This window comes from Deinococcus sonorensis KR-87, assembly GCF_040256395.1.
Classification (GTDB): domain Bacteria; phylum Deinococcota; class Deinococci; order Deinococcales; family Deinococcaceae; genus Deinococcus; species Deinococcus sonorensis.
The window spans coordinates 2,134,386-2,156,349 of the sequence record NZ_CP158299.1 but is presented as its reverse complement, the minus strand read 5'-3'; the positions used below and the strand labels follow the sequence as shown (position 1 = coordinate 2,156,349).

The window sequence follows — 21,964 nt, the reverse complement described above, 5'->3', positions numbered from 1 at the left end:
GGAGCACGCCGGCACGCGGAGGCGGTCATGCGGCGTAGGTACCGGGAAGACTCGCCCATTGCCTTCGATTTCGCGCCGATGGTGGACATCGTGCTGCTGCTGCTGATCTTTTTCATGCTGACCAGCAACCTCGCCTCGCGCAACAACGCCCTGCCGCTGGACCTGCCGCGCGCCAGCACCACCGTGCAGGAAACGCCCAACCTGCCGCTGGTCAGCGTGGACGCCTCCGGCAAGGTCTACCTGAACGGCAAGGCCACCACGCTGACCCGGCTGGGCGCCCAGCTCAAGCCGCTGCTGGCCAGCAGCGGCGGGCTGGTGGGCCTGCGCGCCGACGAGAAGGGCAGCTACGGCACCGTGGTGGGCGTGATGGACGTCATCAAACGTGCAGGAGGAGAGCGGCTTGCGCTCGGTACCCGTCAGCCCTGAACGCTCCGAGGCGCCCCGTGAGCAGCGGCGGGCGCTGGGGGCGGCCATCGTGCTGCACGGCGCCCTGCTGCTGGGGCTGGTGCTGCTGCGCGTGACCGAGCCGCCGCGGGTGGTGGCCGCGCCCGATCTCCGCCGGGCGCCGATGGAGGTGGTGACGCTGGCCGACCCGCAGGTGAAGGCCACGCCTGCCGTGACCCCCACGCCCGCTCCGACCCCCACCCGCCGTGCCACGCCGGTCACCCGTCCGGCCACACCGCGCACCACCCCCACGCCGGCGCCCCGGCCAGCGCCTACACCCCAGGCCACGCCGACGCCGCAGCGTCCGGCCACCCCCACTCCAGAACCACAGCGCCAGCCGGCCGCCCGCACCGCCACGCCCGGCGCCACCGCCGGCTCGTCTGGAACCCCAACACAGAGCCGGCCCGCACCCAGCCGCGCCCAGCCTTCCGCCGTCCCGGCGCCCACCGCCAGTCCGACACCCAGCCGCACTCCGGCCGCGCAGCCGGCCCAGACGCCCGCCGAGGCCGCGCCGGCCCGGACCCCCGCCACCCAGACGCCGGACCCCACCGAACCAGCCGTGACCACGCCCCGTCCCTCCACGACCGAGGCGGCCCAGCCGGCTCCCGAGGAGGCGCGCGCCCCGGCCGTTCAGCCGGAGCAGAGCCAGCCGGAGGCGAGCGCTTCGGTGACGGCCCTGCCCCGCCGGGAAGACGCCGCTGCTCCCGCCGCCAGCACCGAGACGGCCACCAGCCCGGCACGGCAGCAGAGCAACGCGGACGCCGACCCGGCTCCGGCCCGGGGGGCTTCGCCTGCGGCCCGGCCCGCCGAGGCCGCCCCGGAAGCGGCGCGCGGCGACGCGGCCAATCAGCCTCAGGACAGCGTGCCGGAGGCGGCCCCCTCGCCGCGTGGAACCCTGCCTCAGGCCTCCACCACCACCGCCGAGCCGGCGCGTGGCGGCGGCAGCCAGGGCAGCAGCAGCGCCGCCACACCCGAAGCGGGCCGCGCTCCGGTCAGCGCGCCGCCCAGCACGGACCCGGCCCCCGTGGCCGCGGCCCGCACCCCCACCCCCCAGCCGGCCGAGAGCGCCGGCAGCACCGTGCCCCGGGCGGGCACAGCCGACCGTTCACCGGAGGGCAGCGCTCCCGCTGAGGCCGCCCGCGGCGCCGCCGAGACGCCAGCGCCGGAATCCGGGCCCGCCGACACCGCCGCGCCCGGCCGGGGGAGCAGCGCCGCCGTGACGCCTCCGGCCACCGAAGATACGGCGGCCGCTCCGCGCAGCGAGCCGCAGGGGGGCAACAGCGACGCCAGCGCCCCGGACGCAGCAACGGCAGCCCCTGGCAGAAGCGGCAGCCCCGCCGACACCAGTACCAGTGGCGGCAGCCCGGCCGGCGAGGCACCCCGGACGGCCGGAGGTGGGGGCGGCAGCAGCCCCGCCGCGCCCGAGACCGGCCGGGGCGGTGGAGCCGGCACCGGGACCGGCACGGCGCCCGGCAGTGGGGCTGGCGAAACGGCCGGGCGCGGCCCCGGAACCGGCAGCGGTACCCAGGCCGGGCAGGAGACCCGCAGCGAGCTGTGCGGGGTGGTCATCGATGTCCGGGGGCTGGGCAGCAACTTCCAGCGCACCATGACCTCCTATGTGTTCAGTCAGAGCGGGCAGGTGCTGTGGCCGGACCAGGCGCTGATCAAGGGCGTGGACAAGGAACTGGTGAACCAGGGCCTGCTGCACACCTACGCCAGCGACGAAAGCACGGTCCAGGCGGAACTGAAGCGCTTCGGGATTGCGGCGGGTCAGGTCAAGCGGGTCAAGGCGGTCGCCGTGCGTCCCCCCTACGGCACCCAGGCCAGCTATCAAGCCGACGCGGTGCTGGACGCCAGCGGCGCCGCCACGCTCAAGGCTGCCGGCAGCGCCTGCCGGATCGTGTATCTGAAATGACCCGGGCCCAGGTGTGTTTTCTTCGTGTCAGCCGTCAGTTTCACATCATTCCCCTGTGTTGAGGTAGAGCATGCGTAAGTTTCTGATATTGACCCTGAGTGTCCTGACCGCCGCTCCCGCCCTGGCCTGGGTGCCGAAGCTGGAGGAAACCACCGCCAAGACCGTGATCGACAGCGCCTATGGCCGCCGCACCGACCCGGTCCTGACCTACCTGAACGTGGACCTGAGCGTGCAGGACGGAGCCTTCAAATCCGGCAAGGCGGCCGTGAACGCCTTCGACGGTGGCGAGCAGTGCGTGGCCGACTGGCTGGCCAAGCCCACCGACTACACGGCCGGGAGCCGGCCCACCAGCCTGACCCTCAGCGGACAGGCCGATCAGCTGTTCTTCCAGGCGCAGCAGGCGCGCGACAGCTTCAAGAGCCTCACCCCCGCCGACGCGCTCAAGGACACGGCCAGCCGGCTGCCGGACGGTCAGCTGCGGCTGGACGTGGGGGTGGCCGGGCTGCCCAGCCAGCAGCAGCGCAGCGCCTACCTGGTGCGGATGCGCGGCCCGGACGGCAAGCTGATCGCCCCGGTGAAGAGCAGCTACGTGAACGACTGGAAGCCGATGAACGGTGCGGCCAGCGCCACCCCGTCCACGCCCAGCACCCCGGCTTCTGCCCAGGGCCCCTACGCCGGCACGCTGGTCTACTACTTCGAGCCGCTGAAGGCTGGCCTGCCCGCCAACGCCAAGGTGGACATCCTGATCCGCACCGAGGCCGACACCACCTGCGCCTACGCCGTTCCGATGGACCTGAGCAGCTTCTACTGAGCCTCCCCTCCGCAGGCCGCTTCCAGCTGGAGGCGGCCTGTGTCCATTCCTGTGGCCGCCGAGCCTGTACGCTGCTCCCTGTGACCCGTTATTTTGCCCCTGCCAAGATCAACCTGGGCCTGAGTGTGCTGGACCAGCGCTCGGACGGCTACCACTCGCTGCACAGCCTGATGGTGCCGCTGAGCATCGGTGACGAACTGGAGGTCCGGGCCGCCGACCAGCTGACCCTGCAGGTGGAGGGAGCCGCGCTGAGCGCCGGACCGGACAATCTGGTGTACCGGGCGGCCCGGGCCTACCTGGACGCGGCCGGTCTGCAGCAGGGCGCCGAGATCGTGCTGCACAAGCAGCTGCCGCTGGCATCCGGGCTGGGCGGCGGCAGCAGCGACGCGGCCACCACCCTGATGGCCCTGGCGCGGCTGTACCCGGCGGGTGTGGACCTGAGGCCGCTGGCCGAGCGACTCGGCGCGGACGTACCGTTCTTTCTGCTGGGTCAGGCGGCCCTCGCCGAAGGCATCGGTGAGCGCCTGACCCCGCTGGCGGTGCAGCGGCTGCAGGTGGTGCTGGTGAACCCGGGCGTGGCGGTGAGTGCCGCCGACGCCTACCGCTGGCTGGACGAGGAGGAGGGGTACACCCCCCCGCTGGATCTGGACCGGATGCTGGCCAGCTTCGGGCAGCTGGAGCAGCCGGGCGAGGCCGGACAGGCCCCCATCCTCAATGCCCTGCAGCCGCCCGTCAGCGCCCGACATCCGGAGATCGCGGAGGCCCTGACGGCGCTCCGAGAAGCTGGCCTGCACGCCCCCCTGATGAGCGGCTCCGGCAGCACCTGCTTTGCCCTGGCCGCCAGCGCCGATCAGGCGCTGACGGCGGCCGAGCAGCTGGCCCGCCAGTATCCGGCGTGGTGGATCCAGGCCGCCCACACCGTCTCCTCCCCGCTGATTCAGGGGTTGTAGCGCTTGATAATGCCGCCGAAGGCGTCCGGCGCCGCCGCCCGGTAGAACACCAGACTGATCGGCAGGGCGCTGCCGCTGGCCGGCACAAAGTCCAGGTTGATGGTGTTGGATTCGGCGCGCCACAGCAGGGTGGGCTGGTCCGGCAGGCTGGCCGTGCCGCTGCGCGGCAGCTTGATCGCCTGGGTGATCGGGCCGTCCTGCACATTCATAGCGCCCCGGTACAGGCCGCCGCGCGGGCTGAGCGCCACGGCCACGTCGCGGGCCCCCTGCACCTCGATGCTGTACAGCACGCCGTAGTTGCCCATCAGCCGCTGAGCCTGACCGGTCAGCACGTCGGTGCCGGTCAGCGCCGGGTCCACCTGCCCGTCCCCGATCACCAGCCGGGCCGGCAGCTGCGACAGGTTCACGCGCAGGGGCCGCACCGCGTTGGGGAAGGTGCCGCGCTGGTGGCGGCCGTCCGGCTGCAGGTACGGCAGCTGCTGCACCACCTGGGCGGTGGGCGGCAGGCCGTCGTCCAGCATCACGAAGGTCAGTTCCACCCGGCCGGTGGTGCTGAGGTCCTGCATCACGTTCACGCCGCTGCCGCTGCTGAGGGTGGGGCTGGCGTACACCGCCACGCTCTCCCCCGCCCCCACGATGACGCTCTGGCCGCCGCTGGAGGCGAAGTAGTCCATCAGCGTCACCTGCCCCAGCAGGCCCTCCACGCGGGTAGGGGCCGTCTCGCCCAGCCGGTCGGTCCGCAGCTCCACCGGTCGGCTTTCGAGGTTGCGCGCCACCACATACAGCCGGGCCGGACCCGGCTGCGCGTTGACGTGGTAGGCCAGCAGCCGCACCCGCCCCGCCACCGAGTCCTGATACAGCACCCCGCTGCTGGCGGGCGCTTCCGGGCTGTCACTGAAGATCAGCGGGTAGTTGGCCGCCGAGCTGACCGGCTGGGCCGTCAGGGCCGGATACTTCAGCACGTTGCTGTCGGCGAAGGTGTCGCCAGGGCCGGCGTACTTCAGGGCGTAGCCGAGCGGGGTATCCACGCTGGCCCCGGTCACGGTGATGGTGCGGGCGTAGGGCGCGCTCTGCAGGCCCCGGGCGTTGGTCACCTGCAGCGTCACGGTGTACTGGCCCGGCGTGAAGTACACGTCCTGCCGGCCGGTCCAGCGCCGGTTGACGAGGTCCGAGCCGTCCGGATCGAAGGCGTACTCGGTGTAGACCACCCGCTCCCCCGGCGCGTAGGTGCTCTTGTCGGTACTGAAGCGGGCCTGCGGCGCCATCGGGTTGCCGCCGGGGGGCAGGGCGGTGAGGGTGAGGGTCCGGCTGTCGTCGCTGAAGCCGAGGTTGGCATTCAGCGCGTCGGCCAGCAGCCGGGCGCTGATGTACAGCACGCCGCCCAGGTTCGTCACGCTGCCGTCCGCCTGCAGGCTGCCACCCAGCGCGGCCTGGTTGCTGCGCAGGTCCAGGGTCAGGCGGCCCAGCTGCAGCTGCTGGGCGTCGCCGCCGATGTCCTGCGCGAGCAGGGCCGCCGTCTCGCGCAGCGGCAGCATGGTGCGGCCCTTGACCACACGCGGCGGGTTCTGGAAGGTGTAGCTGTCTCCGTTGCGGTAGGCAGCGGTCTGGTCGGTGGTCGCCTGGAGCTGGACCGAACTGATGGCGCTGGCCCAGGGCAGCAGCGCGAAAAGACTGAGGAAGAACACGAGGAAACGCACCGCGCAAGTATATGCAGGAGTGCCTGACGCGAATCTGGCAGCGGTGACCCTAGGCGGCCCGGCGCTGCGCCCTGGCCCAGCGCAGTTCGGCAATCACGAACGCGACCGTGTTGAGCAGGTAGCACGCCGCGAGCACCGCCAGCAGCACCGTGTCGAGGCCGGGGGCGCTCATCCCCGGCAGCGCGCGCGACGACACCAGCCCGCGCTGCACGCCCAGCGCCGCCACCGTGAAGGCCCAGCCGAGCAGCAGCACGCTGCCCCAGGCGCCGTCCAGCTGCGCCGACCCCGGCACCAGCAGCGCCACCAGGCGGTACAGCGCCGGCCGACCGGCGAGGCGGCCCACGGGAAGCCGCGGCACCAGCAACCACAGCACGCTGACGGCGCCCAGCACCATCAGCAGCGCGGCCAGCGCCACCTGCAGCGGCCGGGACAGCCCGGTGGGCAGCCGGGTCAGGGCGCCCCACGGATCGCGCAGCAGCGCCAGAGCGCTGCTGCCCGGCGCCAGGTCTACCGCCTGCACCAGCGTCTGCTGGTCCGGGTAGCACAGCCGCGGCTGCGGGCCGCGCAGCTGGCGCTGGAACGCGGCCTCCGGCACCGCCGGATTCAGGCCCAGGTTGTACGCGGCGCTGGTGAGTTGCGGGTCGGCGGCCAGCGCCCGGCGGTACAGCTCCCGCGCCTGCGGCTGGTCGTCGCGGCCCGCGGCCAGCACGCCCAGATTGTTGAGCGCGCAGGGGAGCGGCGTGGGCGCCTCGTACAGCTGACGCGCCACCGACGCGTCCCCGTCCAGCTGCGCCGCCAGCCCCCGGATCAACCCGATGCTGCGGCTGTCGCCCGCCGGCCCCAGCTGCTCCAGCTGATCGTAGAACCACGCGCCCCCATAGGTGCCGGCGTTCAGGGCGGGCGCCAGAATGCGGGCGTTGACCCGCTGGGTCCAGGCGAGGCTGGAGAGCGTCACCAGCAGCGCCGCCACCAGGGTGGCCAGCACCAGCCGCTCCCCAAAGCCCGCATAGGACAGGGTGAGCCGCCGCGCCCGTGACAGCGGATGCCGCAGCCAGGAGCCGTAGCGCCCGCCCAGCGGAGCCAGGTCGCGGCCCTGCACCGACCAGTAATGGGCCGTGTAGCCGAGCAGCGCGGCCAGCAGCGCCACGGCCAGCCCGAGCGTGGCCAGCTTTGCGGCGTCCCGCAGGCGCAGCAGCGCGTCGGGGCCCAGGTTGTAGAGCGTGCCGCCCGCCAGCGAACGGCTGAACTGCCGCCACTCGTCGGCCTCGCCGCTGCGTCCCTGGGCGTCCAGCACCGCCGCGTACCGGGCGTACACTTCCGGATACCCTTCGAAGCGCGGCGACACCTCGCGCAGGTAGCGAATCCACACGTCGGCGCGGCGCAGCCGGTTCTGGCGCAGCAGCACGTTCAGGTAGCCGAGCGGATTGCCGTAGGCACGCAGCGCCGCGTGGCTGACCGGCAGGTCCGGGTCGTAGCCACGTTCGGCCCAGTCGCGCCGGGCCCGGTCCAGGGCGATGTCGGCGGCGCTGGGAAACCCGGCCGCGTCGAGGGCCGCCGCCAGCTGCACCGAGGCCGCGAACGGCACCTGCGCCGAGACCGCCCGCTGCACCGCCTCCAGGGCCCCGAACTGGTCCCCGCGCTGGCGCGCCAGCCGGGCCAGCCGCAGCTGCAGAAAGGGATTGACCGGGTCCTGCGCCGCCGCTGCAGACAGCTGCGCCTGCGGAATCACGGCGGCGGCTCGGGCGAGCCAGCCGGTCACGTCCGGGACGGGGGGCAGCACCACCCGCTCCTGCACCGCCATGTCACTGACCGTGAAGGTGTCGCGCACGCTGCCCAGGCCCACCGTCACCCGGAACACGCCGCCGCCCGCGTCCAGCGCCGAGACGACGTCCGGCAGGTCCAGCCGCAGCCGCTGCTCACCCGAGTCGGTGTAGGCGTACAGTGACGGCCCCACCGCCAGCCACGTCAGGCCGTCCTGACGCAGCGGCCCGCTGATCGGGCCGAGCGCAGCCGGGTAGCTGCGGCTCCAGGTCACGCGGCCAGTGTCCGCCGTGAAGCTCAGGGTCCGGTCGTCCAGCGCCGCCTGGGCAGCGGCCAGCTGGATCACCATCAGCAGGCCCAGCAGCAGCGCTCGCCGCAGCGCCCGGATCATGCCTCCCGCTCCGGCGAGCGCAGCATCTGCAGGCCCCGCAGCACCATCACCACACCTCCGGCCAGAAAGCTGACGAGTCCGCCGAACAGCAGCGAGAACACGATGCCGATCGGCAGCATCGCCACCGAGACCGCCGGCACCGCGTTCATCTTCAGACGCGGTTGCAGCGTACGTTTGTACACCGGAATCAGCGCCAGCGCCAGCACGTAGGTCGGAATGGCCGCGATGGGCGAGGCCACCAGGAACGCGCCGCCGAAGGGAGCCACGCCCGCGCCGCCATTGAAGCGGAAATACACGGGGTAGCAGTGGCCCAGCACCACCCCGAACACCGCCAGCCACATCGCGTCCGGCGCAAAATATCGGGCGAGTCCCACCGCCACCATGCCCTTCACGAAGTCCAGCACCATCACGGTCGCCCCGGCGGCGGCCCCGTACTGACGAAAGGTGCCGCTGGCCCCTGGCAGGTCCTTGTCGCGGATATCGGTGCCGCGCAGACGGGAATACAGCACACCCATCACCAGGGAGCCGATCAGGTACGAACCCAGCAGGACGGCAGCAGAAACGGGCAAGGAGGACACGCTGGCATTGTAGCGACCTGCAGCGTGCCGCGAACTCGGCGTTACCGCAGGCTGACCTGCACGCTCAGCTCGCCGGCCGCCTCCACCCCGACCAGCAGCGCCTGCGGCTGCACCGTGAGCTGCTGGAGCCGCAGCCCGGTCAGGGCACCGCCCAGCTGCACGCCCGGCGCGGGCGCGTAGGGCAGCCGCGCCTGCACGTCCTGCCTTGCCCGCGTCAGCAGCGGCGCGAGGTCGGCGCGGGCCTGCTGCGCCACCAGCCGCTGCACCCGGGCGTCGGCCAGCCAGCCGAGCACCCGCTGCGTCAGGCCGCTGGGCCGGGTCCGGACCGTCACCCCCTCCAGCGTCAGCACGGTGCCGCTCAGCCGCGGCGTGCCGGTCACGTCCAGGGTCGCGGTGACCGGCACGCCCAGCGCGGTGAGCCGGACCTCCACCGCCGCCTGCAGGCGCTGGCCCTGAGGCGTGAGCGTGACGCGCCGCACCTGCAGCCGGGGACGCAGCGGCAGGGGAAGAGGGAAGTCCTGCCGTCCGGCGTAGCGGGTGGCCAGCTGCGATAGCTCCGGGTATGGCAGTGACAGCGGCAGGTTCAGATGCACGCCCTGCACCGTTGGCGTGCCGGTCTGCAGCGGGGGCAGCTCCGGCACGGTGGAGGGCGGCGGGGTGCCCAGCCCGGCCGTGGCCGCAAAGCTCGCCGCCAGCGTGAGGCTGAGCTGCTCCGGACCGAAGTTCAGGGCCGAGACCAGCAGCCCCTTGGGCACCACCCGGGCATACGCGGGGGCGCCCAGCTGCGCGGCCGGCAGGGTCCACGGCTGGGCCAGCTGCGTCCAGAATTGACGGGCGTGGCCGGGCAAGTCCAGCCCCGCGCTGGCCGCCGCGCCGATCTGCGCCGCGATGCCGTTCAGCTGGGCGCGGATCTGCGGGTCCACCAGCCCCTGAACGTCGAGGTTCACGCCCTGGGCGAGCTCCAGCCGGATCGGGTCGGTCCAGTGGTAGTCGGCCTGGACCGGCAGTTGCAGCTGCCAGTCGGCGCTCAGGTGGGGGGTCAGCCGCAGCGTGACCACCGCGCTGCCCGCCACGTCCCGCGCCAGAAAGGCCCCGATGCCGGCCGGCGTGGCGCGGATGCGGGCCGTGACCGGCAGCTCAACCCGCAGGCTGCTGCCCTCCGGAGTCAGGACCAGCGGGCCGCTGCGCTCCACATCACCGGCCAGATGCACCACCAGCAGGCCGCCCAGCAGCACCTGATCCTGATCGATGTGGCTGAGCAGCGTCGGCGCCTGCCGCTCGGCCGCCGCCTGCAGGGCACTCAGCGGCAGGTGCAGCGGCACCACCGCGCTCGAGAGGGTAGCGGGCAGCACCGGCGCGGCGCCAGCGGGCCCCACGCTCAGCAGGGACGCCAGCGCTGCGGCACGCAGCAGGGCAGGAACAGGACGCATGCCTTCAGCGTGCCGCGCCACAGCTGACGCGACGTGAGGACGCCCGGACGCGTCACCGGGTCCGCCGACCGCGCCGCCGCTCCAGCCAGCGCCGCCAGAACAGCAGGTTGCCGAGCAGCAGCGCCACCACCAGCAGCACCAGCAGCCCTTCTGCCAGGCCGATCACCTACTTGTGGCTGGCTTTCCAGTCCAGGGCCAGCTCCTCGTAGTAGTCGCGCGCCCGGTCCACGGCGTGGTCGAGCAGCGCGTCCAGGTCGTCGTTGCTGCCGTAGTACACGTTGGACCAGAGCTTCAGCCGCTGCACCGTGAGCGCGCTGCCGCCGACCGTCACGGGCGCCGCGCCGCGCAGTTCCAGCGACAGCTCGACCACATAGGCGTAGACCTTGTCGTCGGTCTGGAAGGTGTCGAGCGTGAGCGTCTGGTCCACCAGACAGGTCTTGGGGTCGCCGTAGCTGAGGCCGTACAGGGTGGCATACCGCTCCATCCGCTGCTCCAGCTCCGCCGCGACCTCGCTGTTGTCGTCGTCGTCCACCGTGACCTGGGCGCTGGGCGGACACAGCTGCTCCGCCTTCAGGCCGCGCAGGTTCCCGGCCTGGTCCTGGGCCAGCGCGTGCCCTGCGGTGGCCAGGGCGAGCAGGGTCAGCAGGGCGGCGGGTCGCTTCAGGAGGGTCATGTCAGGCAGTGTAGCGGCTGGCTGTGGCGCCGCGCCGTTCTCAGCCGGGTGCCAGACTTTGTCATGAACGCGCTGCTACCCTGCAGTGTGATGAAGACCCGGCTGCAGCGGCTGTTCACTGCGGGCGCCCTCTTGAGCAGCGTGCTGGGCAGTGTCCAGGCACTGAGCGTACCGATGAGTGGCTGGAGCGCCAGCACGCCCGCCCAGGACACCTGGAACAGCGACAACGGCGCGTGTGTGCTGCAGGAGATGCGCCTCAGTCAGGCGTTCACCAGCTTTCAGGATGCCGAGGCGGCCCGGAAATTTGCCCTGCGGATCCAGCAGGCGCTGATGGCCCAGAAGCTCGACGCGGTGGTGACGCAGCCGGTGGACCGGGCCGGACGCTGGACCGTGCTGGCGGCGTACCTGTTCACGAAGGACGGCGTGCAGTACCGCGCCACCCAGCTGTACCTTTCGGACGCCGGCAAACTGCGAACCGTGACCGGCAGCACCGCCAACGGCGAGGCCAGCGACTGCGTGGCACAGATGCATGACTTTCTGCGGTACCTGGCCAACTGAGGGGCTGCTCAGCGAGGCGAGCGCCGCAGGGCCACCGCGCTGCTGGCCGCCGCCAGTGACCCCAGCCCCGGCTGCCGCGTCAGCAGGCCGAGGGCCAGCGTCCCCAGCCCCAGCAGCCGGGCCGTCCGCACCCGCTCCCCCGACACCTGCCGGTCCGTGTGGTCACAGCGGCTGACCGGCACTTCCGGGCGCAGCAATCCGCCGGCCAGCGCCAGGGCGGCCAGGTCCAGCAGCGGCAGGGACCGCTCCCGGGCAGCGGGCCGCACGGCGGGCAGCAGGCCGGCCGCCAGCGCCACCGGCCCGCTCCAGCGCGGCGCGCTCCAGGCGTCATCCAGCGCCGACGAGAGCAGCAGCGCCGCGCCCGGCACCAGGGCGGCCACCCGCTGTCCGGTGCCGGCGCACAGCGCAGCCTGCACCGTCAGCGCGGCGGCGTCGGGGCCGCTGACCGGCAGGCCCACCGTGCCGGCCAGTACCCGCAGGCTGCTCAGCACGGTCCCGGCCCCCAGCAGCCCGGCCGCCGACCCCGGCTGCGCGGCACCCTGAAGCGCGGCCAGCAGCAACGCCACGCTGGCACTCCCCGGCTGGTCCGGGTCCAGCTCACGGGCGGTGGCCCAGCCGGTAAAGGCGGCGGCGGCGGTCCCGGCCGCCTGGGCGGGCGAGCGGCCGAGCAGCGCCGCCCCCAGCCCCGCCAGCACGCTACCCACCACCACGAAGCGGTTGGACGGCACCTTCAGGTCGATCGGACGCGGCAGGGCGGAAGCAACAGGCGGGGTCATGGCTCAGCCTACCGGTCCGGACGGCAGCACAGGTGTAGGCCAGCTTGCGGCGTTCACCACGCTTGGAGCCGCTCTTCCAGCCGGGCCCGCACGGCCGGCCATTCCTCGGGCAGCACCGAGTACAGCACGCTGTCCCGCGCCTCTCCGTCGGTCCGGCGCTGGTAGCGGCGCAGCGTGCCCTCCTCCACCGCGCCCAGCTTCCGCAATGCGGCCCGGCTGCGGGCGTTACGGGCGTCCACCCGGAACTGCACCCGGCCGACCTCCAACACCTCGAAGGCCCGCTGCAGCAGCAGGAACTTGCCCGCCGGGTTGGCCACGCCACCGTGATAGGCCGCCCCGATCACCGTGCCGATCTCCACCCAGCCGTCCGGACGGTTGAGGGTATACGAGATGCGCCCGGCCACCACGCCCGCCACCAGGAGGACCCAGTCCACCCGGTTCGGCTGGGCCAGCAGCCGCTGCACGTAGCCGGTCCAGCCTTCCAGGCTGCCGTCGTCCGGCACGCCGCGCGCCACATAGCGGGTGGTGGCCGGGTCCAGGCAGGCCATCAGGCCGCGGGCATGCTCCAGGCCCAGCGGCGTCAGCCGGACCTCGCCCCGCTGCAGGATGGGCCGGGCACTCCAGTCGGGTTCGGTGGCGGGTGTCATGCCTCTACCGTACAGGTCCACCCCCACCCGGCCCTAGACCTCTGTATTGACGCTGTTCTGACGCGTCTCTAGAGTAGGTGTCATGAGCACACTTACTCTGCCCCCCCAGGCGACCCCGGCTGGGCTGGCGGTGGACATCGCCGCCTTCGCCATGCATCAGGGCGAACTGCAGGTGTTGCTGGTCGAGCGCGGCACCCTGCCGCACGCCCGCACCTGGGCGCTGCCCGGCGGCTTTGTGCAACTGAACGAGGAACTCCACGAGGCGGCCCTGCGCGAGCTGCGCACCGAGACGACGGTGGAGCTGGAACCGAGGCTGCTGGAGCAGTTCTACACCTTCGGGGCGGTGGACCGGGACCCGCGCGGGCGCATCGTGAGCGTGGCGCACATGGCGGTGCTGCCGCACGGCACCGTCAGCGTGACCGGCGGCGGCAACACCCTGGGCGCCGGCTGGTTTCCGGCGCACCAGCCACCCCCGCTGGCCTTCGACCACGCGGAGATTCTGGCCCACGCCATCGAGCGGCTGCAGGTGCGGCTGGAGTACGCCAATCTGGCACTGGAATTTCTGCCGGAGACGTTCACGCTGCCGGAACTTCAGGGCGTCCACGAGGCGATCCTGAACCGGAAGCTGGACAAGCGCAACTTCCGCAAGCGGCTGCTGGCGCAGGGGGTGCTGGCCACCAGCGGCGAGCGCCGCAGCGGGGTGGGACGGCCGGCCCAGCTGTACCGCCGGGCCGGTCGGCTGCGGCTGGTGGGCAACCTGTAGCGCTCAGGCGCTGAACTGGTGGACCACCCAGGCGCCGTAGTAATGCACGAAATGGGCGTTGCAGGCCTTGAAGGCCGCACAGACCGGCGCGTGATCCTGGCGGGCCGGGAGCGCCACCGACACCACGATGTGGCCGCTCGCCAGCGCCCACAGATAACGCTCGATGTTGTCGCGCTCGTCGGTCATGCCCTGCAGCAGCCGGCGGAAGCGCGCCAGCACGCCGCTGTAGCGGCCGTCGTGGTCCAGCTCGCGGATGCCGGCCTCACCGATCAGCACCCGCACCTGACTCTCGGCGAGGCCCAGGTCCAGCAGCCGCTGGCTGAAGTCGCGGACCTCCTCCAGCTCCGAGAAAATACCGTAAACGCTGTTGCGCGGACCGTTCATCAGATGGGTGGACCGTTCGGTCATGACAGGGCCTCCTGGACATCAGGCAAGGCGAACGCACGGACGCGGAACCGGCAGGATGAAGGTGAGGTACCCAGAGGGTACGCTGCCCCCCGCGCCCCCAACTGCAGGCCACACAGCATTCCGGCCCGGACCTTGGTCGGGCGCCCCACCCCGACCTCGGTCCAGCGCCACAGCAAAGGGGCGGCCCGTTCAGGGGCCGCCCCTCCTCTCGTTAGCGACTCAGACGCCGTGCTGTCCGGTCAGAGCCTTCTGGACCGGCGTGCCGGTCACGCCCTCGAAGCTGTTGATCTCCTCGATGAAGCGGTTGAACAGGTAGCGGCTGTCGTGGGGGCCGGGGCTGGCCTCCGGGTGGTACTGCACGCTGAACACCGGGTAGCGCACGTGCGCCATGCCCTCCAGGGTGTTGTCGTTGAGGTTGATGTGGGTGGCCACGAACTGCTGGTCCGGAATGCTCTCCAGGTCCACCGCGTAGCCGTGGTTCTGGGCCGTGATCTCCACGTGCCCGGTCAGCAGGTTCTTGACCGGCTGGTTGCCGCCCCGGTGCCCGAACTTCATCTTGAAGGTGCGCCCGCCGGCAGCCAGCCCCAGAATCTGGTGGCCCAGGCAGATGCCGAAGGTGGGCAGCAGGCCCATCAGTTCCCAGGCGGTCTTGTGAGCGTACTCGGGCGCGCTGGGGTCGCCGGGGCCGTTCGAGAGGAACAGGCCGTGCGGCTGCAGCGCCATGATCTGCGCCGGACTGGTGTGCGCCGGCACCACGATCGGCTCGATGCCCACCTCGGCCAGCCGCTCGATGATGGTGTGCTTGATGCCGAAGTCCATCAGGACCACCCGCTTGCCCTGCTTGAGCGTCGGGAAGGCGTAGGGCAGCGGCGTCGTGACTTCCGGGGTCATGTCGCGGCCGTCAATGTCCTCGTGGCCCCGCGCGCGCGCCACCAGCACCTGCTCCTCGGCCGGCGAGAACTCACCGTACGGGTCTTCCGGGTGCGTGTGCGAGCGGTGCGCCACCACGCCCTTGACCACGCCGCCCTCGCGCAGCCGCCGCACCAGGGCGCGGGTGTCGATGCCCTGGATGCTCACGATGCCGTGCTGCTGCATGAAGCTCTCCAGCGACTGCTGGGCGCGGTGGTTGCTGTACCCCTCCGAGAACTCCCGGCCGATGAAGCCGCGCACGTAGGGTTTGTTGCTCTCCATGTCGTAGATGGCCACGCCGTAGTTCCCGATGTGCGGGTAGGTCATGGTCACGATCTGACCGTTGTAGCTGGGGTCGGTCATGATCTCCTGGTAGCCGGTCATGCTGGTGTTGAACACCACCTCGCCCACCGTCTCGCCCCGGTGCCCGAAGGCGTAGCCCCGGTAGACCGTTCCGTCCTCAAGCGCCAGCACGGCGCGTTCCTTACGAATCATGGTGTCCTCCTCCATTTGCGCCTCACAGGACGCGTTTGATGGTCGTTACTCCCAGGTGAAGCCGATGGATGACTTGGTCAGGATGAGTCCGTCATTCACCGTCGTCTGGGCCGACATGCCCTGGTAGCGATTGATGATATCAGCGGCTCCCCCGGCGAATAGTGCACCGACCATCGCTGCCTGAGGGTCGTTGCTGCGGCGGAGCAGATCCTCAAGGTCACTGTCCGACACCTCGCCGGGGCGGCGGGCGTAGCTCCAGCCGCCCACTCCGTCCATCTTCAGCCCCGCCGCCTGGAACGCCGGATCGTCCGCCAGGACCGGCTGATCGGTAGCCAGGGCCGCCTTCAGAGCCTGATCGCTGAACGCGGTGATCAGGTACCCGTCCCGGAAGGCATACACCAGCTTCAGCTGCGAGACGGCCTGCTTGAGTGAGCCGAGCTGCGCCTCGGTGCTGCGCTGCAGGCTGCCGCTCATGGCGCCCGCCGGCTTGAACAGAGAGGCGCTGCCCGCGCCCGCCAGCGAGTCCAGCGTGTCCGGCAGCGCCTGAATGGCCGTGTTCAGCGCGGCGACATACTCGGGCAGGTGCGCCTGGGCGGCGGCCATGTCGCGCACCCGCTGGTAGGTCACGGTGCTGGACAGCCCGTCCTGGTCGAGGCGGTTGCCGGCCAGCGTCACCTGGGCGCACTCGTCGCCGAGATAGCGGGCCGAGCGCTCCAGATGGCTGGCAAGCTGGCTGTCGGTCAGGAAGCCGGTGGGGTCCACCAGGTCCAGGCGGGTCAGCCAGCGGCCCACGTAACCGTTGCTCTCGCTGGCGCAGGCAGTCGCCTGCACCGACTGGGCGTCGGCCGGAATCAGGCGCTGCACCTGGAAATCGGTGGTGTGGGTCAGGATGGCGTACAGCGGGGTGTCCTTGCCCTGGGCGTTCGGCACGTGCGCCGCCTGCGCCTCAAGGCCCTGTTCGGTGGTGGTGAAGCCCGCCGCGTACTGGCCCAGCGTGTCGAGGGCGTCCACCAGCGGCGAGAACAGGCGCGGCACCAGCTCCTTGGCCAGGGCGCCCCGCACCATCTTGGCCATGGCCGAGAAGTTGAGGTACAGGCCCAGCTGCTGCTCGCCCGCCGCGCGGGACGGAGCGGTGTACACCGCCGACTCGCCCAGGCGCGGCGCGGTGCGGCCACTCAGCCGCGCCAGATAGCTCATCAGCAGCGTCTTGTCGGTGGACAGGTAGACCAGATCGTCGGCGGTGCCCACGAACATGTCCTTCTGCCGCACGAAGCGGAACCGCCCGACCGCCGCGCCCTTGCCCTTCACCATCGCGGTGACCAGGGGCCGGGTCTGCTCCCCCACGCGGGACACGGCCAGCAGCTCCGGCGAGAAGCCCCCGGCCGGGGTTCCGACCGAGAATACCCCCAGCACCGCTTCCTGCCCCAGCGTCTCCCGCAGCAACGGGCCGACACCGTCGGTCATCTCGTCGGCCTCGTCCTCGAAGCCGATGGCGCTGGCCGCCGAATTCACCACCCCCAGCAGACGCTCAAACGCGGAGGCGGCGTTATGGGTTTCCAGCGTGACCAGCGCGCCAGCCGGCAGGTTCTGGGTCAGGGGCGCGGCGGTCGCCGTAGAGACGGCGATCAGGGCAGACAGCATGAGGGTGTGCTTCATGCTTCTCAAGATAGCCGGGCAGCCCGGCGCACCTCCTCGAACTTGCCGCTCAGGCACCGGTCACCGCCGGAATCAGCCGCTTCTCCATGGCAATCTCGTTGCAGTTCTCAAAAAAGGCACACCGCTGGCACTCGCTCCACACCCGGGGATGCAGATGCGTCTTGTCGATGCGGGTGTAGCCACACTTCTCAAAAAAACCCTGCTGATACGTCCAGGCGAACAGCGTCGGCAGCGCGATCTCGTGGGCCTCGCGCTCGCAGGCCTCCACCAGCATCCGGCCCAGCCCCCGACCCTGAAAATTCGGGTGAATCGCCAGCCCGCGCACCTCGGCGAGGTCCGGGGCCAGCAGGTGCAGGCCGCACACCCCGGCCAGCCCGCCGGGCCGCCCCTCGTGCTCGTCCGCTATGACCAGATGGAAGTCCCGGATCGTCTCGGCCAGCAGCGCCCGGCTTCGCACCAGCATCTGGCCCCTGGCCGCCCAGTAGCCGATCAGCTCATGGATGGCCTCGATGTCGGAGAGGCGGGCCTTGCGCTCCTGGAGCGGGGCCTGCGGGTGAAGGTCGGGAACGGCGATGCTGTCGAGGGTCAGGGTCATGATCTTCAGTACTCCATGCAGGAAAGAAAGCGGGCGCCCCACTCGGGCCGGTGGTGCGGCTGGCCCGGTGGAGCGCCAGCGGCGGTCAGGTCAGGCTGCGCATCCAGGTGGTGCTGCCCGGGCGGGTGGCGTGGCTTCGGTAGTGCGTGACCTGGGGCGCATCGGGAATATCGGCCATCACGATGGCCAGCGGAATCTGGGTGAAGCCGAAGGTCTCCCAGTCGCCGCCGGTGCTGAACATGTAGATGGCGCGGTCGCCGCGCAGTTGCGCGTGGGTCACGGCGCTCATTACCAGGGCCCGGCCCAAGCCCTGGCCGCGTGCCGAGGGAGCCACCGCAGCTCCGCGCAGCAGCGACACGCCGTCGCCGTGCTCCAGCCCGATGGCGCCCACCGGCTGGCCGTCGCGCTCCATCAGCCAGTAGGTGGTGCCCAGGACCATCACGCCGTCGGTGTCCAGGCCGGCGTCGGTCATGACCTTCAGCACCGCCCGGTAGTCGGCAGGCGTCACGGCGCGGATCTTGGTGTGTTCGTCCATCTGGATGTCCTCCACTGCTGAATTGTTGGTCATGGTTGTTATTTTGCCCCTTTGTGAAGAAAGGTGCTAGCCGGAGAGGTCCAGCTTCCAGGCCTGCTCGGTGTGCAGCCAGCCGCGGCACTCGCCGCTGCGGACCTGAGGCGCGGTCGGCAGGCGGTCGGCCACCTCCTGTGGCGGCACCGCCACGAAGCCCAGCCGCTGCCAGTACCCCCCCGCGTGGCTGGAGAACAGATAGACCGCCCGGTCGCCCCGCTTCCGGGCCGCCGCCAGCGCCACTCGGGCCAGCCGCGCCCCGACGCCCTGACCCTGCCGCCCCGACGCCACGCAGGCCGAGCGCAGCAGCGAGGCCCCCTCGCCGTGCTCCAGCCCGATGCAGCCGGCCACCTGACCGTCCAGCTCCGCCAGCCAGTAGCGGCTGGCCTCCAGCGTGGCGGTGATGAGGGCGGGGTCGTGACTGAGGCCGGTGTCCAGAATCAGCCGGTGGATGGTGGGCAGGTCGGGGGCATCGGCGGCGCGGATGCTGAGCTGCCGGGCGGCCAGCTTCAGGAAGTGGCGTAAGCCCGCGCCCGCCGCCAGCTCATGGTTCCAGCGCGGAATGACGTGCAGGTGGACGTGCGGAATGTGCGCCCCGCCCGCCGGGCACACGTTCCAGCCGATGGTGTAGCCGTCCGGCTGCACGGTGGCCTGCAGGTGCTCCCGCACCTCGGCCAGCAGCCGGTGGGTGGCCAGGACCTCCTCCGGGGTCAGGTCAAAGACCGTCTGTCGGGGCGTTCTGGTCACGATCAGGCCGGCATACGGCAGGCCGTCACTGTACCGGGCGTCCTGGGTATACACGCACAGGTCGTTCTCCAGCAGCACCTCGCCGTCCGTGAAGTCGGCGCGGGTGGACAGCGGGTTCTCGTCCGGGTGGGCCAGCCAGTGCTGCCACTCCTGTTCGCGCTGCTCCAGCAGGGTTCCGTCCAGCCGCGCCGTCACGTCCATGTCAGCCGTCCAGCTCCGACAGGGCGGCCTGCACGGCCGCCTGCACCCGCTCGGGCGCGGTGCCGCCGAAGCTGCCGCGTCCGGCCACGCTCGCCTCCACCGTGAGCTGACCGGCCACCTCGGCGCTCAGCAGCGGGTGGGCCTGCCGCATCTCATTGTCGGTCAGTTCCCACAGCTGCCGGCCACTGCGGCTGGCCAGCCCCACCAGCCCGCCCACCACCTCGTGCGCCTCACGGAACGGCACGCCGGAACGCGCCAGATGATCGGCGAGGTCGGTGGCGGTGCTGTAGCCACGGGCAGCGGCGGCGCGGGTGACATCGGCGTTCCACGTGCTTTTGGGCAGCATCTCGGCGTACAGGCGCAGGGTGATGCTGCAGGTGTCGAAGCTGTCGAACACCCCTTCCTTGTCCTCCTGCAGATCCTTGTTGTAGGCCAGCGGGGTGCCCTTCACCACCGTCAGCAGACCCATCAGGTTGCCGAACACCCGCCCGGACTTGCCCCGGGCCAGCTCCGAGACGTCCGGGTTCTTCTTCTGCGGCATGATGCTGCTGCCGGTGGTGTGGCTGTCCGGCAGCGTCAGGAAGCCGAACTCGAAGGTGCTGTACAGCACCGTCTCCTCCGACAGCCGCGACAGGTGCGCCATCAGGATGCTGCAGGCCGACAGGAACTCCAGCGCGAAGTCGCGGCTGCCCACCCCATCCAGGCTGTTGGCGGTCGGGCGCGCAAAGCCCAGGGCGGCGGCGGTGGCGTGCCGGTCAATCGGCCAGGGGGTGCCGGCCAGCGCCGCGCTGCCCAGCGGCGACTCGTCCATGCGGGCGGCCGCGTCCCGGAATCGGCCTTCATCGCGCTTGAGCATCTCAGCGTAGGCCAGGAACCAGTGCGACAGCAGGATTGGCTGGGCCACCTGCAGGTGGGTGTAGCCGGGCAGGATGACTGGCTGGCCCTGGTCACTGGTCAGGTGCCGCTGCGCCTCCTGCACCATCACCGACCGCAGTTGCCGGGTCAGGTCCGCCAGTTGCAGGGTCGCCTCCTTCACGAACAGCCGGAAGTCCACGGCCACCTGATCGTTGCGGCTGCGGGCCGTGTGCAGCTTGCCCGCCACCGGTCCGATGCGGTCGCGCAGGGCCGCCTCCACGTTCATGTGCACGTCCTCGCGGTCCAGCCGCCACTCGAAGTGGCCGGCCCGGATGTCGGTCAGGATCGCCTGCAGGCCCTCACTGATCTGGGCCACCTCGTCGGCGGCCAGGATCCCCACCTGCCCCAGCATCGCCACGTGCGCCAGCGAGCCGCGAATATCCTGCTCCGCCAGACGCTGGTCAAACGGAACGGACGCGTTGTACTGCTCCACCAGATCGGCGGTGGCTTCCGCAAAGCGTCCGCCCCAGAGTTTCCTGTCTTGTGCTTGATTGGTCATGCGTTGTCCTTTCCACCGTTCCAAGGCAAGATCCGTCGAGCGTGAAGTCTGCGAGCTGCTGCAACAGCCACCACAGGTTGACTCCGCAGCCGGCGGACTGGGCAAACCAGAGCAGCCGTCGCCACGAAACCCCGGCCTGGATGACCCGCGCCAACGCCACCACCGATGTCAACGAAAAGCCCAATAGGGCGAAGATCAGGGCAGGTAAACAGGTTCACAGCTGCTCAATGTCCTTCACCAGCACCACCGGCGGGGGGCTGGCCGGATGGGCGTAGGCGTACAGGTCCGCTGTCCTGACGTACCCGAGCTGCTCGTAAAACGGCAGGACATTCAGGTTGAACTGCGAGACTGCCAGCAGCACCCGCTGACGGCCCGTGTCCTGGGCGTGCCGCTCCACCGCCTGCACCAGCTGCATGCCCAGGCCCCGGCCGCGCACCTCCGGCCGGGTGGCCAGCCGGTTGAGGGTCAGGGTCTGTGGCCCGTCCGGGCGGTAGCCCACACAGCCCACCACCCGGTCCCCATCCAGCGCCACAAACCCGCCCGCCTGTGGCGCCGACAGTGCCGCCTCCAGCTCCTGAGGCGTGACGCGGCTCCAGCTGCTGCGCGGGTCCATGCCGGCCGCCATCATCACCTCATGGAAGGCGGGCACGTCGGTCAGGCGGGCGGGCCGGATCATTCCGTGTCCACCACCAGACGCATCTCGTTGGTGGCCGCAAACCCCAGCTGCTCGTACAGCGGCCGCCCGAACTTGGAGGCGTGCAGGCTGAGGGTGCGGATGCCCCGGCGCCGCGTCTCCTCGATCGCTTGCTGAGTCAGCGCCCGTGCAAGGCCCCGGCCCCGGTGCTCCGGACGGGTGTACACGTTCTGCAGGTAACTGCGCAGCGGCTGCGGATCGAGGTAGTGCGGCGACCAGTCGTGTAGCAGGAGACCGGCCCCGGCCACCTCCTCCCCTTCGTACACTACGAACCAGCCCACATAGGTGCCCGCCTGCAGGTGCCGCTCCACCCACGGCGCGAACTGCGCCACCGTTTCGCGGTACTCGGTGCCCATGTCGGTGAACATGGCCTCGCGCTGGGCAGCGATCAGCGCGGCGTCGTCGGGGGTGGCCGGGCGCACGGTATAGCCGGCGGGCAGGGTCATGCTTCGGCCCGCGCCCAGATCTGCGCCAGGTGATGCCGCTGGTGCTGGAGGTAGTCCTCGGCCAGCCAGCCGAGCGTCACCGGTGCTCCTCCGCCGACGCTCAGCGTGTGAGCCAGCGCCGCCTCGGGCAGCCCGGCGATCACGTGCGCCATATGCGTCTGGTAGGCCGCCCACAGCGTGACCAGCTCGGCCCAGGGCCGCTGCTGATACCCACCCGCCTGGACCCAGGCGTTCTGATCGTAGCCGGGCAGCTCCAGCCCGCTTTCTGCCGCCGCGCGGACGAAGCGGAGGTGGTTGTTGACCCCGCTGTCGATCAGGTGGCCCAGCACCTGCCGGGCACTCCAGACCCCGGCCTCCGGCTGATGCCCGGACGGCGCCTCTCCCACGGCCTGGAGCCGGGGCAGCACCTCCGCGATCATGTCCTGCAGCCCGCTCAC

23 protein-coding genes are annotated in these 21,964 nt (G+C 71.3%); 6 read left to right on the top strand and 17 right to left on the bottom strand.

The annotated features are described in order from the left end of the window. Positions 1-27: 27 nt before the first annotated feature. The 4 genes from ABOD76_RS15860 to ABOD76_RS15845 all read left to right on the top strand — a co-directional run bounded on the left by ABOD76_RS15860 (position 28) and on the right by ABOD76_RS15845 (position 4,120). On the top strand, positions 28-426 hold the full coding sequence (locus ABOD76_RS15860; protein ID WP_350242932.1) for an ExbD/TolR family protein: 399 nt from the start codon (positions 28-30) through the stop codon (positions 424-426). Next, the gene (locus tag ABOD76_RS15855) at positions 401-2,359 is read left to right on the top strand and encodes a hypothetical protein (protein WP_350242931.1); all 1,959 of its coding nucleotides are present in this window, start codon (positions 401-403) and stop codon (positions 2,357-2,359) included. The genes ABOD76_RS15860 and ABOD76_RS15855 overlap by 26 nt, the downstream gene beginning before the upstream one ends. A gap of 70 nt (positions 2,360-2,429) precedes the next feature. Then, positions 2,430-3,170, top strand: a complete 741-nt coding sequence (locus ABOD76_RS15850) for a hypothetical protein (protein ID WP_350242930.1) — start codon at positions 2,430-2,432, stop codon at positions 3,168-3,170. An 80-nt stretch (positions 3,171-3,250) separates the two neighbouring features. Further along, entirely contained in the window at positions 3,251-4,120 is an 870-nt protein-coding gene (locus ABOD76_RS15845) for a 4-(cytidine 5'-diphospho)-2-C-methyl-D-erythritol kinase (protein WP_350242929.1), read from the top strand. On the opposite strand, the gene ABOD76_RS15840 is transcribed toward ABOD76_RS15845, so the two are convergent. From ABOD76_RS15840 to ABOD76_RS15820, 5 genes are all read right to left on the bottom strand, one after another. After that, positions 4,108-5,817, bottom strand: coding sequence for a stalk domain-containing protein (locus ABOD76_RS15840; RefSeq protein WP_350242928.1), 1,710 nt, complete (start codon positions 5,815-5,817; stop codon positions 4,108-4,110). The genes ABOD76_RS15845 and ABOD76_RS15840 overlap by 13 nt on opposite strands. A gap of 49 nt (positions 5,818-5,866) precedes the next feature. After that, positions 5,867-7,969 (bottom strand): hypothetical protein, encoded by a 2,103-nt coding sequence (locus ABOD76_RS15835; RefSeq protein ID WP_350242927.1) that lies wholly within the window; start codon positions 7,967-7,969, stop codon positions 5,867-5,869. After that, positions 7,966-8,547, bottom strand: coding sequence for a glycerol-3-phosphate acyltransferase (locus ABOD76_RS15830; protein ID WP_350242926.1), 582 nt, complete (start codon positions 8,545-8,547; stop codon positions 7,966-7,968). The genes ABOD76_RS15835 and ABOD76_RS15830 overlap by 4 nt, the downstream gene beginning before the upstream one ends. Positions 8,548-8,588: 41 nt before the next feature. After that, complete coding sequence (locus ABOD76_RS15825) at positions 8,589-9,977, bottom strand: DUF4403 family protein (protein WP_350242925.1); 1,389 nt, start codon at positions 9,975-9,977, stop codon at positions 8,589-8,591. Positions 9,978-10,143: 166 nt separating this feature from the next. After that, positions 10,144-10,650 (bottom strand): hypothetical protein, encoded by a 507-nt coding sequence (locus tag ABOD76_RS15820; protein ID WP_350242924.1) that lies wholly within the window; start codon positions 10,648-10,650, stop codon positions 10,144-10,146. A 90-nt stretch (positions 10,651-10,740) separates the two neighbouring features. Between ABOD76_RS15820 and ABOD76_RS15815 the strand changes: the two genes are divergently transcribed. Continuing rightward, a complete protein-coding gene (locus tag ABOD76_RS15815) occupies positions 10,741-11,208 on the top strand; it encodes a hypothetical protein (protein WP_350242923.1) in 468 nt (155 codons plus the stop codon). An 8-nt stretch (positions 11,209-11,216) separates the two neighbouring features. Here the strand turns inward: ABOD76_RS15815 and ABOD76_RS15810 are convergent, their stop codons facing one another. Then, positions 11,217-11,984, bottom strand: a complete 768-nt coding sequence (locus ABOD76_RS15810; protein ID WP_350242922.1) for a hypothetical protein — start codon at positions 11,982-11,984, stop codon at positions 11,217-11,219. A 53-nt stretch (positions 11,985-12,037) separates the two neighbouring features. Further along, the gene (locus tag ABOD76_RS15805) at positions 12,038-12,631 is read right to left on the bottom strand and encodes a GNAT family N-acetyltransferase (protein WP_350242921.1); all 594 of its coding nucleotides are present in this window, start codon (positions 12,629-12,631) and stop codon (positions 12,038-12,040) included. 82 nt (positions 12,632-12,713) lie between these two features. On the opposite strand from ABOD76_RS15805, the gene ABOD76_RS15800 reads away from it, so the two are divergent. Continuing rightward, positions 12,714-13,394, top strand: a complete 681-nt coding sequence (locus ABOD76_RS15800; protein ID WP_350242920.1) for an NUDIX hydrolase — start codon at positions 12,714-12,716, stop codon at positions 13,392-13,394. A gap of 3 nt (positions 13,395-13,397) precedes the next feature. Here ABOD76_RS15800 and ABOD76_RS15795 read toward each other — a convergent pair whose 3' ends face one another. The 10 genes from ABOD76_RS15795 to ABOD76_RS15750 all read right to left on the bottom strand — a co-directional run bounded on the left by ABOD76_RS15795 (position 13,398) and on the right by ABOD76_RS15750 (position 21,964). Then, a complete protein-coding gene (locus ABOD76_RS15795; RefSeq protein ID WP_350242919.1) occupies positions 13,398-13,802 on the bottom strand; it encodes a hypothetical protein in 405 nt (134 codons plus the stop codon). A gap of 219 nt (positions 13,803-14,021) precedes the next feature. Beyond that, positions 14,022-15,206 (bottom strand): glutamine-hydrolyzing carbamoyl-phosphate synthase small subunit, encoded by a 1,185-nt coding sequence (carA, locus tag ABOD76_RS15790; protein WP_350242918.1) that lies wholly within the window; start codon positions 15,204-15,206, stop codon positions 14,022-14,024. Between the two features lie 45 nt (positions 15,207-15,251). Continuing rightward, positions 15,252-16,862 (bottom strand): hypothetical protein, encoded by a 1,611-nt coding sequence (locus ABOD76_RS15785; protein ID WP_350242917.1) that lies wholly within the window; start codon positions 16,860-16,862, stop codon positions 15,252-15,254. Between the two features lie 49 nt (positions 16,863-16,911). Next, positions 16,912-17,457, bottom strand: coding sequence for an N-acetyltransferase (locus ABOD76_RS15780; RefSeq protein ID WP_350242916.1), 546 nt, complete (start codon positions 17,455-17,457; stop codon positions 16,912-16,914). Between the two features lie 85 nt (positions 17,458-17,542). Then, the gene (locus ABOD76_RS15775; protein ID WP_350242915.1) at positions 17,543-18,025 is read right to left on the bottom strand and encodes a GNAT family N-acetyltransferase; all 483 of its coding nucleotides are present in this window, start codon (positions 18,023-18,025) and stop codon (positions 17,543-17,545) included. A 33-nt stretch (positions 18,026-18,058) separates the two neighbouring features. Next, complete coding sequence (locus ABOD76_RS15770; protein WP_350242914.1) at positions 18,059-18,973, bottom strand: GNAT family N-acetyltransferase; 915 nt, start codon at positions 18,971-18,973, stop codon at positions 18,059-18,061. A gap of 1 nt (position 18,974) precedes the next feature. Beyond that, positions 18,975-20,387 carry an argininosuccinate lyase gene (argH, locus tag ABOD76_RS15765; protein ID WP_350242913.1) on the bottom strand — a complete coding sequence of 471 codons (1,413 nt, stop codon included), beginning with the start codon at positions 20,385-20,387 and terminating at the stop codon, positions 18,975-18,977. Positions 20,388-20,601: 214 nt separating this feature from the next. Further along, positions 20,602-21,063, bottom strand: coding sequence for a GNAT family N-acetyltransferase (locus tag ABOD76_RS15760; RefSeq protein ID WP_350242912.1), 462 nt, complete (start codon positions 21,061-21,063; stop codon positions 20,602-20,604). Further along, positions 21,060-21,527 carry a GNAT family N-acetyltransferase gene (locus ABOD76_RS15755; RefSeq protein WP_350242911.1) on the bottom strand — a complete coding sequence of 156 codons (468 nt, stop codon included), beginning with the start codon at positions 21,525-21,527 and terminating at the stop codon, positions 21,060-21,062. Before ABOD76_RS15755 ends, ABOD76_RS15760 begins: the two co-directional genes overlap by 4 nt. Continuing rightward, positions 21,524-21,964 carry a DinB family protein gene (locus tag ABOD76_RS15750; RefSeq protein WP_350242910.1) on the bottom strand — a complete coding sequence of 147 codons (441 nt, stop codon included), beginning with the start codon at positions 21,962-21,964 and terminating at the stop codon, positions 21,524-21,526. The genes ABOD76_RS15755 and ABOD76_RS15750 overlap by 4 nt, the downstream gene beginning before the upstream one ends.

What these genes read in the sequence shown, in the direction of transcription:
- ABOD76_RS15835 (WP_350242927.1), bottom strand. Translation starts at nt 7,969, where the DNA reads ATGATCCGGGCGCTGCGGCGAGCGCTGCTGCTGGGCCTGCTGATGGTG.
- ABOD76_RS15860 (WP_350242932.1), top strand. Translation starts at nt 28, where the DNA reads ATGCGGCGTAGGTACCGGGAAGACTCGCCCATTGCCTTCGATTTCGCG.
- ABOD76_RS15810 (WP_350242922.1), bottom strand. Translation starts at nt 11,984, where the DNA reads ATGACCCCGCCTGTTGCTTCCGCCCTGCCGCGTCCGATCGACCTGAAG.
- ABOD76_RS15780 (WP_350242916.1), bottom strand. Translation starts at nt 17,457, where the DNA reads ATGACCCTGACCCTCGACAGCATCGCCGTTCCCGACCTTCACCCGCAG.
- carA (WP_350242918.1), bottom strand. Translation starts at nt 15,206, where the DNA reads ATGATTCGTAAGGAACGCGCCGTGCTGGCGCTTGAGGACGGAACGGTC.
- argH (WP_350242913.1), bottom strand. Translation starts at nt 20,387, where the DNA reads ATGACCAATCAAGCACAAGACAGGAAACTCTGGGGCGGACGCTTTGCG.
- ABOD76_RS15820 (WP_350242924.1), bottom strand. Translation starts at nt 10,650, where the DNA reads ATGACCCTCCTGAAGCGACCCGCCGCCCTGCTGACCCTGCTCGCCCTG.
- ABOD76_RS15850 (WP_350242930.1), top strand. Translation starts at nt 2,430, where the DNA reads ATGCGTAAGTTTCTGATATTGACCCTGAGTGTCCTGACCGCCGCTCCC.
- ABOD76_RS15805 (WP_350242921.1), bottom strand. Translation starts at nt 12,631, where the DNA reads ATGACACCCGCCACCGAACCCGACTGGAGTGCCCGGCCCATCCTGCAG.
- ABOD76_RS15815 (WP_350242923.1), top strand. Translation starts at nt 10,741, where the DNA reads ATGAAGACCCGGCTGCAGCGGCTGTTCACTGCGGGCGCCCTCTTGAGC.
- ABOD76_RS15775 (WP_350242915.1), bottom strand. Translation starts at nt 18,025, where the DNA reads ATGACCAACAATTCAGCAGTGGAGGACATCCAGATGGACGAACACACC.
- ABOD76_RS15795 (WP_350242919.1), bottom strand. Translation starts at nt 13,802, where the DNA reads ATGACCGAACGGTCCACCCATCTGATGAACGGTCCGCGCAACAGCGTT.
- ABOD76_RS15800 (WP_350242920.1), top strand. Translation starts at nt 12,714, where the DNA reads ATGAGCACACTTACTCTGCCCCCCCAGGCGACCCCGGCTGGGCTGGCG.
- ABOD76_RS15770 (WP_350242914.1), bottom strand. Translation starts at nt 18,973, where the DNA reads ATGGACGTGACGGCGCGGCTGGACGGAACCCTGCTGGAGCAGCGCGAA.
- ABOD76_RS15785 (WP_350242917.1), bottom strand. Translation starts at nt 16,862, where the DNA reads ATGAAGCACACCCTCATGCTGTCTGCCCTGATCGCCGTCTCTACGGCG.
- ABOD76_RS15755 (WP_350242911.1), bottom strand. Translation starts at nt 21,527, where the DNA reads ATGACCCTGCCCGCCGGCTATACCGTGCGCCCGGCCACCCCCGACGAC.
- ABOD76_RS15825 (WP_350242925.1), bottom strand. Translation starts at nt 9,977, where the DNA reads ATGCGTCCTGTTCCTGCCCTGCTGCGTGCCGCAGCGCTGGCGTCCCTG.
- ABOD76_RS15760 (WP_350242912.1), bottom strand. Translation starts at nt 21,063, where the DNA reads ATGATCCGGCCCGCCCGCCTGACCGACGTGCCCGCCTTCCATGAGGTG.